The organism is Comamonas brasiliensis (assembly GCF_018292285.1).
GTDB classification, from domain to species: Bacteria; Pseudomonadota; Gammaproteobacteria; order Burkholderiales; family Burkholderiaceae_C; genus Comamonas; species Comamonas brasiliensis.
Genome location: NZ_JAANES010000008.1, coordinates 104,848 through 119,434 on the forward strand (window position 1 = coordinate 104,848; position 14,587 = coordinate 119,434).

Annotated in this window: 12 protein-coding genes; 7 read left to right on the forward strand and 5 right to left on the reverse strand. The window is 61.3% G+C overall.

Features of this window, described 5'->3' with window-relative positions; all coding sequences use genetic code 11:
• Nucleotides 1-4: 4 nt before the first annotated feature.
• The 7 genes from flgL (at nt 5) to DJFAAGMI_RS24475 (ending at nt 9,181) form a co-directional block, all read left to right on the forward strand.
• Complete coding sequence (flgL, locus tag DJFAAGMI_RS24445; RefSeq protein WP_211459872.1) at nt 5-1,204, forward strand: flagellar hook-associated protein FlgL; 1,200 nt, start codon at nt 5-7, stop codon at nt 1,202-1,204.
• Nucleotides 1,205-1,376: 172 nt separating this feature from the next.
• A complete protein-coding gene (locus DJFAAGMI_RS24450) occupies nt 1,377-2,528 on the forward strand; it encodes an HDOD domain-containing protein (protein WP_080758065.1) in 1,152 nt (383 codons plus the stop codon).
• A gap of 184 nt (nt 2,529-2,712) precedes the next feature.
• Nucleotides 2,713-3,894: an EscU/YscU/HrcU family type III secretion system export apparatus switch protein gene (locus tag DJFAAGMI_RS24455; protein WP_211459874.1), complete on the forward strand. Its 1,182-nt coding sequence runs from the start codon at nt 2,713-2,715 to the stop codon at nt 3,892-3,894.
• Nucleotides 3,894-5,996, forward strand: coding sequence for a flagellar biosynthesis protein FlhA (gene flhA / locus DJFAAGMI_RS24460; protein ID WP_211459876.1), 2,103 nt, complete (start codon nt 3,894-3,896; stop codon nt 5,994-5,996). Before DJFAAGMI_RS24455 ends, flhA begins: the two co-directional genes overlap by 1 nt.
• Nucleotides 5,993-7,606, forward strand: a complete 1,614-nt coding sequence (gene flhF / locus DJFAAGMI_RS24465; protein ID WP_211459878.1) for a flagellar biosynthesis GTPase FlhF — start codon at nt 5,993-5,995, stop codon at nt 7,604-7,606. Before flhA ends, flhF begins: the two co-directional genes overlap by 4 nt.
• Complete coding sequence (locus DJFAAGMI_RS24470) at nt 7,599-8,456, forward strand: hypothetical protein (protein ID WP_211459880.1); 858 nt, start codon at nt 7,599-7,601, stop codon at nt 8,454-8,456. The genes flhF and DJFAAGMI_RS24470 overlap by 8 nt, the downstream gene beginning before the upstream one ends.
• A 5-nt stretch (nt 8,457-8,461) precedes the next feature.
• Nucleotides 8,462-9,181, forward strand: coding sequence for an RNA polymerase sigma factor FliA (locus DJFAAGMI_RS24475; RefSeq protein WP_003059180.1), 720 nt, complete (start codon nt 8,462-8,464; stop codon nt 9,179-9,181).
• 241 nt (nt 9,182-9,422) lie between these two features.
• Here DJFAAGMI_RS24475 and DJFAAGMI_RS24480 read toward each other — a convergent pair whose 3' ends face one another.
• From DJFAAGMI_RS24480 to DJFAAGMI_RS24500, 5 genes are all read right to left on the reverse strand, one after another.
• Nucleotides 9,423-9,722 carry a flagellar protein FliT gene (locus tag DJFAAGMI_RS24480; protein WP_003059178.1) on the reverse strand — a complete coding sequence of 100 codons (300 nt, stop codon included), beginning with the start codon at nt 9,720-9,722 and terminating at the stop codon, nt 9,423-9,425.
• A 12-nt stretch (nt 9,723-9,734) separates the two neighbouring features.
• Nucleotides 9,735-10,151, reverse strand: a complete 417-nt coding sequence (gene fliS / locus DJFAAGMI_RS24485; protein ID WP_211459883.1) for a flagellar export chaperone FliS — start codon at nt 10,149-10,151, stop codon at nt 9,735-9,737.
• A gap of 110 nt (nt 10,152-10,261) precedes the next feature.
• Nucleotides 10,262-11,665: a flagellar filament capping protein FliD gene (gene fliD / locus DJFAAGMI_RS24490; protein ID WP_211459885.1), complete on the reverse strand. Its 1,404-nt coding sequence runs from the start codon at nt 11,663-11,665 to the stop codon at nt 10,262-10,264.
• A gap of 304 nt (nt 11,666-11,969) precedes the next feature.
• On the reverse strand, nt 11,970-13,166 hold the full coding sequence (locus DJFAAGMI_RS24495) for a flagellin (protein WP_211459887.1): 1,197 nt from the start codon (nt 13,164-13,166) through the stop codon (nt 11,970-11,972).
• Between the two features lie 217 nt (nt 13,167-13,383).
• Nucleotides 13,384-14,574 (reverse strand): flagellin, encoded by a 1,191-nt coding sequence (locus DJFAAGMI_RS24500; RefSeq protein WP_211459889.1) that lies wholly within the window; start codon nt 14,572-14,574, stop codon nt 13,384-13,386.
• Nucleotides 14,575-14,587: the final 13 nt, after the last annotated feature.

The following is a 14,587-nucleotide window of genomic DNA, read 5'->3' on the forward strand; positions in this document are numbered from 1 at the left end:
AATCATGACCAATATCGCCCGCGTTGGCACGGCCAGCATGTATGACAGCTCGGTTCGCAACATCAATTCGCGCCAGAGCAATCTGGTCGATCTGATGGACAAGATTACCGCCGGCAAGCGCGTGCTGCGCGCCAGCGACGACCCGGTGGCGGCCGCCCAGGCCGAGCGCGCTCGTACCAGGCTGACACGCACCGAGTCCGATCAGCGCTCTCTGGACGCGCAACGCAATATCATCTCCTATGGTGAATCGACTCTGGGCGAGGCCAACAAGGCTTTGCAGGATTTCCGCGATCTGCTGGTGAATGCGGGCAATGGCACGTTCAACCAGACCTCGCGCGATGCATTGGTGGCGCAGATGACAAGCCTGCGCGACCAGCTCATGAGCTATGCCAACCGCAAGGACAGCAATGGCTTGCCGCTGTTTCGCGGCCTCGACAGCTCCGAGCAGCCCGTGCAGGGCTACACGTTCGCGGGCCAGCCCGGTCAGTCCGGCAGCGGCGACAACAGCATTCCCAACTCGCTCGATGGTGCAGCTGCATGGATGAATGTGCCGACCGGAAACGGCGTGCTGGAAGTCAATGCAAACCAGAGCAACAAGGGCAAGGCCTGGGCCGATGTGGGCGTGATCTCGGACCCGTCCGCCGCAACCGCGCTGACCACGCCGGTCAGCGTCGAGTTCTCCATGGATGCCGACGGCAAGCCTCAGTACAGCCTGGATGGCGGAGCGACCTTCAAGCCTTACAAATCGGGTGAGGCGATCGAGGTGGCTGGCATGAAGCTGACCATCACGGGCGAACCTGCCGCTGGCGACAGCTTTACCGTGTCACCCAGCCAGCGCTCGAATATTTTCAGCGTGCTGGACAAGGCGATCGATGCCGTGCGCAACGGCAGCAATACCGACGGCTCCACGGCGACGGGGGCATTGACCCATGCCATCACCAAGGGCCTGGCGGAAATCGATACCGGCATGAGCCGTATGCAGACCGTGCAGAGCTTTGCGGGAGACTTGCTCAATCGTGCCGATCGCATTGAAACCGGACTGTCCGCACAGTCGTTGCAGCAAGAGGCTGACCGCTCAAGAGCCGAAGATCTGGATATGATTCCCGCGCTTTCTGAAAAAGAAACCCAGACCGTGGGTCTGCAGGCGGCTCTGCAGTCTTATGCTCAGATCCAGAAGCTGTCACTGTTCAACTACATCGGCTGATTCCTGCGGGCTCTGCCCGTCTTGATGTCTCGTCGTTCACCTGTCCAAATCCTCCATGACCCAGTCTGCCCTCAGCTCTTTGACTCTTGGTTATCGGCCGCTCTGGGGACGTACGCGACGCCTGGCAGGAATTCAGCTTTATGTGCATGAGGACTCTGGAAGCTCTGCCGACATGGCGCATTTTCTGCGTACCGTGGACGAGATCTGGAGCCGTCAGGCGCCGCCGTTGCTGATATCGCCACAGTCCCGCCAGGTTCTGTGCAATCTTCTCGAACATGCACCTCAGGGTAGCCCCTGGATCGAGGTGCGCGGCGACTGGCTGCAGCAGGATGAAGGTATTTACGAGCTGGTGCAGAAGGCCAAGGCGCGCGGGCTGATGCTGGTCTGGGGAGGATCGCTGGCCGATGTGCCCGATGCCGATGCAGCGCGCTGCTTTGCCAGCAGCCTGCTGAGCCTGCCGCCAGAAGGGGCTGCGGGACTGCCCAATGTGGTGCGCCCAAGCCAGCAGGCAAAGGATGCAGACAAGGAGGCCGCTTCGGGCTTTTTTGCCACCCAGCCCTTGAATCTGCTGGACGGCCAGATGTACCAGAGCCTGCAGAGTCTGGAGCTGGCGCGCTCCTGTCTCGACGAGCACGAAGCGGCCGCCGTGGCCGGCTGGCCCGTGGCAGACACCATGCAGGCTTTTCGGCTGCAGCAGCCCCAGCCCTCGCGCGATGCGCTCTTCAGGCTCATGAAGGCCATCGACAAGGAACAGTCCCTGGATGTGATGGAAGAGATACTGGGTTCGGACCCGGTGCTGGCCTATCGCTTTCTGCTCTATACCAACTCGGCCGCGCTGGGCCTGCGCCGCGGCGTGGACTCGCTGCGCCGCGGGCTGGTGATGCTGGGGCTTGGCACGCTGGAGCGCTGGCTGGCCGACCAGCTGCCCCATGCCTGCACCGAACAGGATCTGGTGCCTCTGCGCACCCAGGTCGTGCTGCGCGCAAGACTGGCCGAGCAACTGATTGAGGCCGGGGTGAGCCTGGATCTGCAGCGCGAGATGTATCTGTGCAGCCTGTTCTCGCAGCTGGATCTGCTGCTGCATGAGCCGGTGGCTACCATCTTGCGACGCACACCACTGAACGAGCGCATCTTCGATGCCATCGTCACGCGCACCGGTCCCTATGCTGCCGTGCTGCAGATGAGCCAGGCCTTGGAGAGCCGCGACCCGGCGCCCATCCGGCAGTTGCGCGAGCAGGAGGAGTGGGAGGCCGAGGACCTCAACCGGATGCTGCTGCGCATGCTCAGTGAACTCAGGCTGGGCATGCCCCAGGCTCAGACCTGAGTGTCTGGATGAAAATTCGCTGAAAGCAGGCTCTATCCCATTGCAGGTGGGAGATAGTAGCTATCAAGTTGATGAACATGCTGTGGGGCAGAGTCGTGCATAAGCAGGGCTTGGCTGCCGCTTATCCACGCATTGCAGGGGCGCCGGATTCGGACAATTGGGACATCCAATCCGTCCGTGCGCCATGTCCGAATCCCAAGACAAAAACCTGCCCGCCACCGAACGCAAGCTGCAGAAGACGCGTGAAGACGGCCAGGGTGCGCGCTCGCGCGATCTGTCGCACCTGGCAATCCTGGGCACGGGCGCTTTGCTGGTGCTGATGGGCACCCAGCCCATGATGAATCACCTGCGCGAGGCCATGGCCCAGCAACTGGTGTTCAATGCCGTGACAGCCAAGACTCCGGCGCTGATGCTGGAGCGCTTTCAGTCCATGCTGATGCTGGGTCTTGGAATTTCCGTGATCTTTGCGCTGGTGACCACCACGGCCTCGGTGCTGTCCGGCGTGGCCGCAGGTGGCTGGATCTTCAGCTTCAAGCCCATTCAGCCGCGCTTTGGCAAGCTCAATCCCTTGTCTGGCCTCAAGAATCTGTTCTCCAAGCAGCAACTGACCACGGTGGTCAAGATGGTGTTCCTGACCATCGTGCTGAGCTTCGTGGCCTGGAAGTACATGAGTGCCAATATTGCCGAGATTGCATCGGTTTCGGCCCAGCCATCGCCCATGGCGCTCGCCATGGTGGGCTCCTGGCTGACTACGGGCGTCACCCTGCTGTTGATCGTGGTGCTGCTGGTGGCCCTGATCGACGTGCCACTGCAGGCTTTTCTCTTCAAGTCGCGCCTCAAGATGAGTCATGAGGAAGTCAAGCAGGAGCACAAGGAGTCCGAAGGCAACCCGCAGCTCAAGGGCAAGATTCGCCAGAAGCAGCGTGAGATCGCCGACCGGGCCAGCGTCTCGGCCGTGCCCAGAGCCGACTTTGTAGTCACCAACCCTACCCACTATGCCGTGGCGCTGCGTTATGACGACGCCACCATGGCTGCGCCCCAGGTGATCGCCAAGGGCACGGATCTGGTGGCGCTCAAGATTCGCGAAATTGCGGGCGCGCATCAGATTCCGGTGCTGGAGTCGCCCATGCTGGCGCGCGCTCTCTATGCCCATGCCGATCTGGATCAGGCCATCCCCGCCGCGCTCTACACGGCCGTGGCCCAGGTGCTGGCCTATGTCTATCGTCTCAAGGCTGCACTGAGCGGCCAGGGGGCCATGCCCGATGCCCTGGGCGAGCCCCCCGTGCCCGTGGAGCTGGATCCGCACCGTGGTCGCACCCCGCCTGCGGCGGTCGATGCTGCTGCGCAGCAAGAAGGTAATCTGTGATGTCGTCGAATCGTCTGCAACTGCTCCAGAAGTGGTCTGGCTCCAATGCCGGTGCCCTGCAAGGGATGACTGCTCCCATACTGGTGGTGGCCATTCTGGGCCTGATGGTGCTGCCTGTGCCGCCATGGCTGCTGGACACCTTCTTCACCCTCAACATTGCCGTGGCGCTGATGGTGATGATGGTGGCGGCCTACATGATCAAGCCGCTGGATTTCGCGGCTTTCCCTTCGGTGCTGCTACTGACCACGCTGATGCGCCTGTCGCTCAACGTGGCGTCGACGCGCGTGGTGCTGATGGAGGGCCACACCGGCCCCGGCGCTGCGGGCGCGGTGATCGAGGCTTTCGGTCACTTCCTGATCGGCGGCAACTTTGCCGTGGGTCTGATCGTGTTCAGCATTCTGGTTGTCATCAACTTCGTGGTGATTACCAAGGGTGCAGAGCGTATTGCCGAAGTCTCGGCCCGCTTCACACTGGACGCGATGCCCGGCAAGCAGATGGCCGTGGACGCCGATCTGAACGCCGGCCTGATCGACGAGAAGGAAGCCAAGCGCCGCCGTGCCGAAGTGGGCGAGGAAGCCAATTTCTTCGGCTCTATGGACGGTGCCAGCAAGTTTGTGCGCGGCGACGCGATTGCCGGCATCCTGATTCTGGTGATCAACGTCATCGGCGGCCTGATCATCGGCATGGCCCAGCACGGCCTGACCGCGGGCCAGGCGGCTGACAGCTACATCCTGCTGGCCGTGGGCGATGCGCTGGTGGCGCAGATTCCGGGTCTGCTGATCTCGGTGGCATCGGCTATGGTGATCTCGCGCGTGGGCAAGGAATCCGATATGGGCCGCCAGATCGTGCAGCAGCTGTTCATGTCGCCCAAGGTGCTGGGCATCACGGCCGGCGTGATGATCCTGCTGGGCCTGATCCCCGGCATGCCGCATCTGGTGTTCATCAGCATGGGGGCCTTGCTGGGCTGGGGTGCCTGGATGCTGGACAAGCGGGAGAAAGCCCGCGTTGCAGAAGAAAGCAGCGCCGCGGCGCCCCAGCAGCAGGCTGTGCAGGGTGACGGCGAAGCGAGCTGGGACGATCTGCAACCCGTGGATCTGCTGGGCCTGGAGCTGGGCTACCGCCTGATTGCCTTGGTGGACAAGAGCCGTCAGGGAGACCTGCTGACGCGTATCAAGGGTGTGCGCCGCAAGTTTGCGCAGGAGGTGGGTTTTCTGCCGCCGGCCGTGCATGTGCGCGACAACCTGGAGCTCAAGCCCAGCGCCTATCGCATGACGCTGCGCGGCGTCATGGTGGGTGAGGGCGAAGCCTTCCCCGGCATGTTCCTGGCCATCAACCCCGGCGGCATCACCACGCCGCTGATCGGCACGGCAACGACCGATCCGGCCTTTGGCCTGCCCGCGCACTGGATTGACGAGCGGCAGAAGGAAGCGGCACAAATGGCCGGTTTTACCGTCGTTGATTCGGAAACCGTGATGGCGACGCATTTGTCACACTTGATGCAAGTGCACGCGGCCAAGCTGTTGTCTCGTACCGAGACGCAGCAGCTCGTTGACCATGTGGCCAAGCTGGCCCCCAAACTCATCGAAGAAGTCATCCCGAAAATGGTGCCCATCACAACGTTCCAGAAAGTGCTCCAGCTGCTGCTGGAGGACTCTGTGCACATTCGTGATATCCGCACCATCATCGAAACGCTGGCCGAAAACGCCACGCAGACGGCTGATCCGGTGGAGCTGGCGCGTCGCGTGCGCATTGCGCTGTCGCCTGCCATCGTGCAGCAGATCTACGGTCCGACCCGCGAACTCAACGTGATTGCCATCGAGCCCGGCCTGGAGCGTCTGCTGGTGCAGGCACTGTCGAACCCCAATGCGCCATCGCTGGACCCCGGCGTGGCTGAAATCCTCACACAAAAAGCGGTCGATGTGGCCAACCAACAGGAAGAGCTGGGCTTGCCCGCCTGCCTGCTGGTGCCGGACGTCATCCGCAACTCTCTTGCCAAGCTGCTGCGCCGTGTGGCGCCGCGTCTGCAGGTGCTCGCGCACAGCGAGATTCCCGAGACGCACACCATCCGCATCGGCCCGATTCTTAAAGGTGCAACCGCATGAATATCAAACGCTTTTACGCCCCGACTGCCCGCGAGGCCCTGGCCAAGGCGCGCATGGTTTTTGGCGACGGCACCCTGATTCTCTCCAACCGCCAGACGCCGGACGGAGTGGAGGTCATGGCCACGGCCGAAGAGACCTTTCAGGACATGGATGCCGGCATGCAGACCGGCTCGCCGCTGCAAAAGGCACTGGAGCGCCGCGCAAGCGACGAAGGCATGAGCCTGCGCAAGGAGCACTCGCCTCTGGCTCCCGCTGCTGCCAGGCGCAGCCAGGGCGGCGAAGCCATGAGTACGCTGGAGCATGTGCAGGCGCGCCAGACCGCCAAGGAAGAGCAGGCCCGCGAAATGCAGATTCAGGCCAAGCCGGTCAAGGCCATCAATGAACTGGCCCAGCATTCCGTGCAGGACGATGTGGAGCAACTGTCCATGAGCACGCTGACTTTCCAGGACTATGTGCGCGAACGCATGCTGCGCCGTCGCCATGAGTCTTCGCTGGACAGCAGCGAAGCGCTGCCCACTTTTGCCCAGCGCGTGCAGGAGCGCAACAACGAGCGCCCCGCCATGGCCGCCAAGTCTCAGACGGCCAGTGCTGCGGTGGTTCGCCACAATCCTCTGCGCCCCGAGAAGATCCTGCTCAAGGAAAGCGCCAGACCTGCCAGCGTGGCTGCCCCGCAGAACTTCATGCAGGAGATGCAGTCCATGAAGGATCTGATCGAGGAGCGCTTCAACACGCTGACTTGGCTGGGCCAGACGCGCCAGAACCCGATCCAGTCCAGCCTGATGCACAAGCTCATCCGCGCCGGGTACTCGCCCGCACTTGCACGTGCACTGATCGAGAAGCTGCCGGAGACGCTCTCCGCCGGTGACGCCGTACGCTGGCTGATGCAGGTGCTGGAGCGCAATCTGCGCACCGATGCAGCTCAGCCTGCGATCTACGAGCAAGGCGGTGTGTTTGCCCTGGTCGGTGCGACCGGCGTGGGCAAAACCACCACCACGGCCAAGCTGGCGGCGCTGTGCGCGGCCAAGCACGGTCCTGCATCCGTGGGTCTGATCACGCTGGATACCTATCGCATTGGTGGCCATGACCAGTTGCGCACCTATGCCCGCATGCTGGGCATGGTGGCCCATCAGGCCCATGACAAGGCTGCGCTGCAGGACCTGCTCGGTCTGCTGCAAAGCAAGAAGATGGTGCTGATCGACACGACCGGTGTGGCCCCGCGTGATCCGCGCAAGGACGAGATCATGGATGTGCTGGCCATTGAGGGCGTGCAGCAGCTGCTGGCCGTCAACGCGGCCGCGCAGGGTGATGCGCAGGACGATGTCATGCAGGCCTTCAAGGCGCGCGGGTCGCAACACGCCATCCTCACCAAGGTCGATGAAGCCGTGAAGGTCGGTCCCTCGGTGGATACGCTGATTCGTCATCAGATCCAGCTGCGCGGCGTGACCAATGGCCAGCGCGTGCCCGAAGACTTCGAGCGCGCCAATGCGCAACTGCTGGTCTCGGCCTCCATGCGCTCGGCGGCCAAGTCGGCCTTTGATCCCCAGTCGCTGGATCTCGACTTCTTCTTCACCCCTTCGTCCGCCAGCAGCGCAGAGGCTGCCCATGCTTGAGCGTCGCTCGCCATTGCATCAGGGCATGGCTCTGCATGTGAGCGATGCCAGCACCGCCGGTTTGCGCGTGCTCGCCGTGCTGCACAGCGCATCGGGTGCGGCCGCCGAGCAGGCCGTGCTCTGGCCGCTGTGTGCCCAGCTGCAGCGCCTGGGGCAGAAGGTGCTGGTGCTCGATGGCAGCCAGGCCGAATCCTTTCATACGCCAGGTCTTGCCCAACTGCTGGCACAGCATGCCTGGCAGGCTCAGGCGGGACTTCGCGCGAGCGTCGGCGACGCCCAGTCGGTGGCAAGCCTGCCCGCGCGACTGGGCCTCAAGCAGCTCAAGGCCTCTGCCGACGAGATGGGGCTGGACATGCTGACCGCCCTGCAAGCCTATGTGCGCGGCTACACCACCGTTCTCATCTATGCGAGCAGCGAGACCCTGACGCCGCTGCTGCAAGGCCAGGGCCTGCAGCCGCTGCTGGTCGTGCCGCCCGATTCCGAACACCTCATTGAAAGCTACCGTCAGCTCAAGCATCTGGCCTTGTTTGCCGGTGTGGAGTGCACGATTGCTGCACTGGAGGCACCGCTCGCGGCTGATGGTCCGCAGAAATACGACTGGAGCCGCAAGCAAAGCAGTTCACGGACTGCCCAGCAAAATGCTCAGACACGCTTGCAGCGCCTGAATGCACTGCTACAGTGTTCGCAGCGCCATCTGGGTGACGCCCCGGTGCTCATGCGCTTGCGTTGGCGTCAGGCCAGCGATCTGCATCAGCTCACGCTGCACATGCTCAAGACGGCCTGCATCCTGCCCATGCATGCCCAGCCCACGACGGCTGCTGCATCTGAATCTCTTGTCTGGAGCCATTGACTGCCATGTACACCGCCAAAGGCCAACTCGACCGCGACGCGCTGATTCGTCAGCATGTGCCGCTTGTGCGTCGAATTGCCTTGCACATGATCGCCAAACTGCCACCGAACGTCGAGCTGGATGATCTGATTCAGGTCGGCATGATCGGTCTGGCCGAAGCGCTGTCGCGCTTCGAGAGCGAGCAAGGCGTGCAATTCGACACTTTCGCCAGCCAGCGCATCCGTGGCGCCATGCTGGACGAACTGCGCGAAGGCGACTGGATGAGCCGTAGCTCGCGCAAAAGCCAGAAGGAAATCGAGCAGGCGCTCAACCGCCTGGAACAGCGCCTGGGCCGGCCCCCGCTGGAGTCGGAGATTGCGGCCGAGCTGGGCATGGCCCTGGACGACTATCAGTCCCTGCTGGGCAAGGTGCGCGGAACGCAGCTGGTCTATCTCGAGGACATCGGCGGCGGTGACGGCGACGATGGCGACGACTATCTGGAGCGGCATGTGGCCGACTCCGGTGCCGACCCCTTTGCCTTGCTGCGTGACCAGCGCATGCGCTCCGCATTGGTCGAGGCCATCAAGGCCCTGCCGGAACGTGAGCAGTACGTGATGGGCATGTACTACGAGCACGACATGAACCTCAAGGAAATCGCCGCCGTGCTCGGCGTGACCGAATCGCGGGTTTGCCAGCTGCACAGCCAGGCCATCGCCCGTCTGCGCACCAAGATGCGCTCGCATTGATCACCTGAAACGGTCGGCCAGGAGCGGGCCGTTCACCACAACAAAAGCCGCTGCTTGGGCAGATCCCCTCTGCCAAAGCGGCGGCTTTGTTTTTGCAAACGCATCGACATGGCTGCGTTTTCTGCTTCACTATCGATAGCGTTTGGCGTTCTGTGGCATCGGGTTCATGGATGTCTTGATCGTGCAAGCAAAAAGCCCTGTTGCATCGCTGCAGCAGGGCTTTGCTTGAGTGGCTTTGCAATCAGTGCATCACATGCGGCTGGCCGTCAAACATATGCTCGAAGCTGGCCAGCCAGGGCTCGGCAAGCACGCGAATCTGGGCATCGTTGCGCAAGATGCGTTGCATGATGCGCGCCTTTTCCTTGCGCAGTTCGGGCGCCAGCTTTTCGTCACGTGAACGAAAGCGCAGCTGCTCGATCAGCACGGCACAAGTGCCCTCATAACGCGCAACACCGTCCCAGTCCTTGGCCTGGGCGGCCTGCAGCATCTTGGCGCTGCTTTCCTCAATGGCGCGGTAGAAGTCGATCAATGTGTGCTCCATATATGCATTGTTTTATTGCCCGGCTGCAGCAGCGGGAACGGAACCGATTTCTTGCCAGCCTTGGGCGACAGGCTCCACCAGCGAAACCACCTCTTCCACGGCCTGCACGTCATTGCGCAGATTGGCGTGAGTCAGGCGCTGAATGCAATAGTCGTATAAGGCACCCAGGTTGGCGGCAAGCTCTCCGCCCTGTTCGCGGTTGAGGCTGCCCTTGAGGCCTTCTTCCAGGATGCGCACCGCACGACCCAGTTGAGTGCCCTTGATCTCCACCTCGCCGCGCTCAATCGCGCCGCGTGCAGCATTCAGGTTCTGCAACAGCCCTTCAAACAGCATCTGGATCAGGCGATGTGGCGATGCGCTTTCCACGCCAGACTGAGCACCTACCTGGCGATAGGCGCTCGCAGCGCGGGAAAAAGAGGGGGTATACATGGCAGGCTTCCTTGTCAACGACTTACCTCGGATATCGGCAGTCGCTTTCCAAAATCAAGTTTTTTTTGGCCCCGTGCAGAACTGAGCCGCTTTACGCAAAGCGCGAATCCTCAGCTGCTCTTGTTCCAGGCAGCAATCTGGTTCTGCATGTAGGTGCTGAGCGCCGAGATGGAGGACATCTGCGAGTCCAAAGCCGAGTATTGACGCGTCAGCTTGGCCTCCAGCGTCGTCGCTCCCGCGTTGATCTTGTCCTGGTCCTTCAGATTGCTCTTTTTGCGCAATTCGAGTGAGTCGGTCTTGCTGTTCAGCGTTCCGTCATAGGCCAGCAGTTCATCCGTGAATTTCTTCATGCTCACGGCAATGCCGCCACCGGTTCCATCGTTGGAAGACTTGGCTGCGAAAAGCGACTTGAGGGCGTCGGGTGAGTCCAGTGCCTTGTCCAGCTTTTCGGACTTGGTGATGCTCAAGGTGCCATCCTTGTACTCGATACCGATATCCGACAGACGCTTGAGATCGCCTGTGGCATTGCTGGCCGAGCCGCTAAGCAGGGAGCGCAGGCTGCTTTGCAGACTGATCGTGGCCGAATCGCCCTGGAACAGTCCAGAAGGGTCGTTCTCGTCGGCCAAGGATGTCTGTTTGCCGCTCTCGTCCCGCATGCCCTTGGTGGTCTTGGTCAGCAAGTCGTTCAGGGCATTGAAAGCGTCTATAAAGTCCTGGATGTTTTTCTTGGTGGCGGTCTTGTCGGCCGTCACGGAGACGCGCGCAGGCTTGTCCACATTGGTCGCCTGATCGACCGTCACCTGGTTGACCGTGATCTTCAAGCCCGGCAACACATTGTCGAAATTGTCCGTGCTGGAGGCTTGCGTCACGCCATTGATGGTGATCTTGGCATCCTGCGCCCCTTGGTTGGCAGGGATGGAGAAACTGCCCACAGCGGAGCCGCTATCCGTCACGCTGAATGCAGCATCTGCCCCCGTCGCCTTGGAGCGCAGCATCAATTGCTCGTTGCCCGCGCCATCGCGCATCACCAGGGCCTGCATGCCGGAGGCCTTTTCATTGATTTTCGCGGCCAGCGTGGTCAGTGTGTCGCTGCTGGTGTAGTCGACATTCACCGGCACACCGGTCTTGGTGTTCTGGATGCTCAACGTGCCTGTCGACCCCATCTTCTGATCCACGACACGTGCAGTGCTCACCGATGTCTGTGATCGCGCGAGCTGGGTCACCGACACGTCATACGTCGCGGCGCTGGTGATACCCGATACCGTCATCGACACTGCCGAGTTGCTGGAGTTGATGGTCATCGAATTCCAGCCGCTATCGCGTGTGAGCTTGGCATTCGCATCGGCCAGCGTGCTCGACAGCGACTTGATCTGAGCATAGGTCGAAATCTGAGTCTGGATGGTCTGCTGTTTGACCTGCAGTCCTTCCAAGGGCTGCTTTTGCAGAGACACCATCTTGCTGATGATGTCCGAAACGTTCAGGCCACTGCCAATACCCACAGAGGAAACTGCCATTTTCTACTCCTTGCGGCCGTGGACTCCCGCAGTCCATGCCTATCACTGCCGCCCATTCTGGGGCAAGAAGAAAAAATCAAAAGCATGAAAAGCAGCATGAGGCCTTGTCTATCGCGGCTTTGGACCCGGGACTCACAGCTTTTCCCGCCTCTTTCTCGGCTTTTTCGAGGAGAACTTGAGTGCTTTTTGCAGACTCACGCAAAAAAGGCGGTCCTGCATGCGCAAGACCGCCATCAAAAAGCAAACTTTCACGAAAGCTTGCCTGCGATGCCTTTCATCAAGACGACGCAGGCAACTACCGTCATCAGCGCAGCAGGCTCAGGACCTGCTGGGGCAGCTGGTTGGCCTGGGCCACCATCGCCGTGCCGGCCTGCTGCAGGATCTGCGTGCGGCTCAGGTTGGCGGTTTCCTTGGCGAAGTCGGCATCGGTGATGCGGCCGCGGGCTGCAGTGATGTTCTCGCTCTGGATGTCGATGTTCTCAACCGATTTCTCGAAGCGGGTCTGGATGGCACCCAGGTCACCTCGGGAAGAGTTCACCTTGTCGATGGCCTTGTCGATACGCTGCAGAGCTTCCCAGGCACCGGACTGGGTGCTGATGTCGACCTTGTCGATGCCCTTGCCACCGCCTGTGGTGGCGGCACCGGCCGCAACATCCACTGCAGCAATGCTGCCGCCGGTATCGATCTTGATGTTGGCAATGGCTTCACCATTGGCCTGGTTCTCGGTGGCGCGCAGCTCGATCTTGGTCTTGTCGTCGCTCAGGAAGGCTGTCACGCCGGTGTCGGCGGTCTTGGAGTTGATGGCCGCAACCACCTTGCCCAGGGCCTCATCCCCGGTCACATTGGCATCCTTGGCAATCTTGACCGAAGTCTCGGTGCCATTGGAGCCCGTGATCTTGATTGTCACATCGCCAGCCGAGATCGAGGCCTGAGCCTGTGTCTTGACCGTTGCCGCAGTGACATCCGCTGCCTTGCCATAGGTCGAGTTGCCCAGCTCATCGACCTTGGTGTTGGCCAGAGCGCCCACGGTGATGTTGTCGCCGGAGTTTGCGCCCACCTGGAAAACCGCACCGGTGAAGCCGCCGTCGAGCAGCTTGGCACCGTTGAAGCTGGTGGTCTTGGCCACGCGGTCCACTTCGTCGCGCAGCTGGGACAGTTCGGACTGCAAGGCTTCGCGGTCGGACTTGCTGTTGGTGGCATTGCCCGACTGCACAGCCAGTTCGCGCATACGCTGCAGCATGTCGCCGACCTTGCCCAGTGCGCCTTCAGCTGTCTGGGCCAGGGAAATACCGTCATTGGCATTGCGCGATGCCACGGACAGGCCGCGGACCTGAGTGCTCATGCGCTCGGCAATGGCCAGACCGGCCGCGTCATCTTTGGCACTGTTGACACGCAGGCCCGAAGACAAGCGTTGCATGGAGGTCGCCAGCGAGTTGCCAGACAGCCCCAGATTGCGTTGTGCATTGATGGACACAACATTGGTGTTAATGGTCATTGCCATTTGAGTTTCCCCTTTTTCTAACGCTCACTCGGTGATATGGAATCCGATGGTTGGGAGCACACGAAAAACATGCGCATTTCCATCGACTCCTTTTTTTCAGGCAGTCTGGCTACCCGTTCTTGCCAAAGCCCTGCACTGAAGCTGGGGAGTTGCAGTGCAGGGCTTTGTGTTCATGTCAGGCCTTGCTGTAAGAGCGCATCGTCAAGGCCTGAGTTCTTTACTTCAGCAGGCTCAGCACTTGCTGAGGCAGCTGGTTGGCCTGAGCCACCATGGCCGTGCCTGCTTGCTGCAGAATCTGCGTGCGGCTCAGGTTGGCGGTTTCCTTGGCAAAGTCGGCATCAGTGATGCGGCCACGCGCTGCCGAGAGGTTCTCGCTCTGGATGTCGATGTTCTCGATAGACTTCTCGAAGCGAGTCTGGATGGCGCCCAGATCGGCACGCGCAGAGTTCACCTTGTCGATGGCCTGATCGATACGCTGCAGGGCTTCCCAGGCACCGGATTGGGTGCTGATGTTTACTTTGTCAATTCCCTTGCCGCCAGCTTCGGTGAAGCTGGCCGCGTCCACGGAGGCAATGCTGCTGCTGATCGAAATATTGGAGAGCGCATCGCCATTGGCGGGGTTTTCGGTTGCACGCAGCTCGATCTTCGTCTTGTCGTCGCTCAGGAAAGCTGTCACGCCTGTGTCTGCAGTCCGGGTATTGATGGCTGCGATCACCTTGCCCAGGGCCTCGTCCTCGGTCACGTTGGCATCCTTGGCAATCGTGACATCGGCTGCTGCCTTGCCATTGGCGCCGGTGATCGTGATCGTCACATCGCCAGCCGAAATCGCCGCCTGCGCTTCAGATTTGACCGTTGCTGCGGCCAAACCACCCGTTACTTCGCCATAGGCAGACTTGCCCAACTCATCCACCTTGGTATTAGCCAAAGCGCCCACCGTGATGTTGTCGCCCGAGTTCGCACCCACCTGGAACACACCACCGGTGAAGCTGCCGTCCAGCACCTTCTGGCCGTTGAAGGTGGTGGTCTTGGCCACGCGATCCACTTCGTCGCGCAGTTGCGAGAGTTCCGCCTGCAGGGCTTCGCGGTCAGACTTGCTATTGGTGGCATTGCCCGACTGCACAGCCAGTTCACGCATGCGTTGCAGCATGTCGCCGACCTTGCCCAGTGCACCTTCGGCCGTCTGGGCCAGAGAAATCCCATCGTTGGCATTGCGAGAAGCCACGGACAGGCCACGCACCTGGGTGCTCATGCGCTCGGCAATGGCCAGGCCGGCCGCATCATCCTTGGCGCTGTTGACACGCAGGCCCGAGGACAGGCGTTGCATGGAGGTCGCCAGCGAGCTGCCCGACAGGCCCAGGTTGCGCTGGGCATTGATCGAAACAACGTTGGTGTTGATGGTCATGGCCATGATGGAATTCCTT

Bases quoted from the DNA above. Each gene is read 5' to 3' on its own strand.
- flgL (WP_211459872.1), top strand. From the start codon at position 5: ATGACCAATATCGCCCGCGTTGGCACGGCCAGCATGTATGACAGCTCG.
- DJFAAGMI_RS24450 (WP_080758065.1), top strand. From the start codon at position 1,377: ATGGCGCATTTTCTGCGTACCGTGGACGAGATCTGGAGCCGTCAGGCG.
- DJFAAGMI_RS24455 (WP_211459874.1), top strand. From the start codon at position 2,713: ATGTCCGAATCCCAAGACAAAAACCTGCCCGCCACCGAACGCAAGCTG.
- flhA (WP_211459876.1), top strand. From the start codon at position 3,894: ATGTCGTCGAATCGTCTGCAACTGCTCCAGAAGTGGTCTGGCTCCAAT.
- flhF (WP_211459878.1), top strand. From the start codon at position 5,993: ATGAATATCAAACGCTTTTACGCCCCGACTGCCCGCGAGGCCCTGGCC.
- DJFAAGMI_RS24470 (WP_211459880.1), top strand. From the start codon at position 7,599: ATGCTTGAGCGTCGCTCGCCATTGCATCAGGGCATGGCTCTGCATGTG.
- DJFAAGMI_RS24475 (WP_003059180.1), top strand. From the start codon at position 8,462: ATGTACACCGCCAAAGGCCAACTCGACCGCGACGCGCTGATTCGTCAG.
- DJFAAGMI_RS24480 (WP_003059178.1), bottom strand. From the start codon at position 9,722: ATGGAGCACACATTGATCGACTTCTACCGCGCCATTGAGGAAAGCAGC.
- fliS (WP_211459883.1), bottom strand. From the start codon at position 10,151: ATGTATACCCCCTCTTTTTCCCGCGCTGCGAGCGCCTATCGCCAGGTA.
- fliD (WP_211459885.1), bottom strand. From the start codon at position 11,665: ATGGCAGTTTCCTCTGTGGGTATTGGCAGTGGCCTGAACGTTTCGGAC.
- DJFAAGMI_RS24495 (WP_211459887.1), bottom strand. From the start codon at position 13,166: ATGGCAATGACCATTAACACCAATGTTGTGTCCATCAATGCACAACGC.
- DJFAAGMI_RS24500 (WP_211459889.1), bottom strand. From the start codon at position 14,574: ATGGCCATGACCATCAACACCAACGTTGTTTCGATCAATGCCCAGCGC.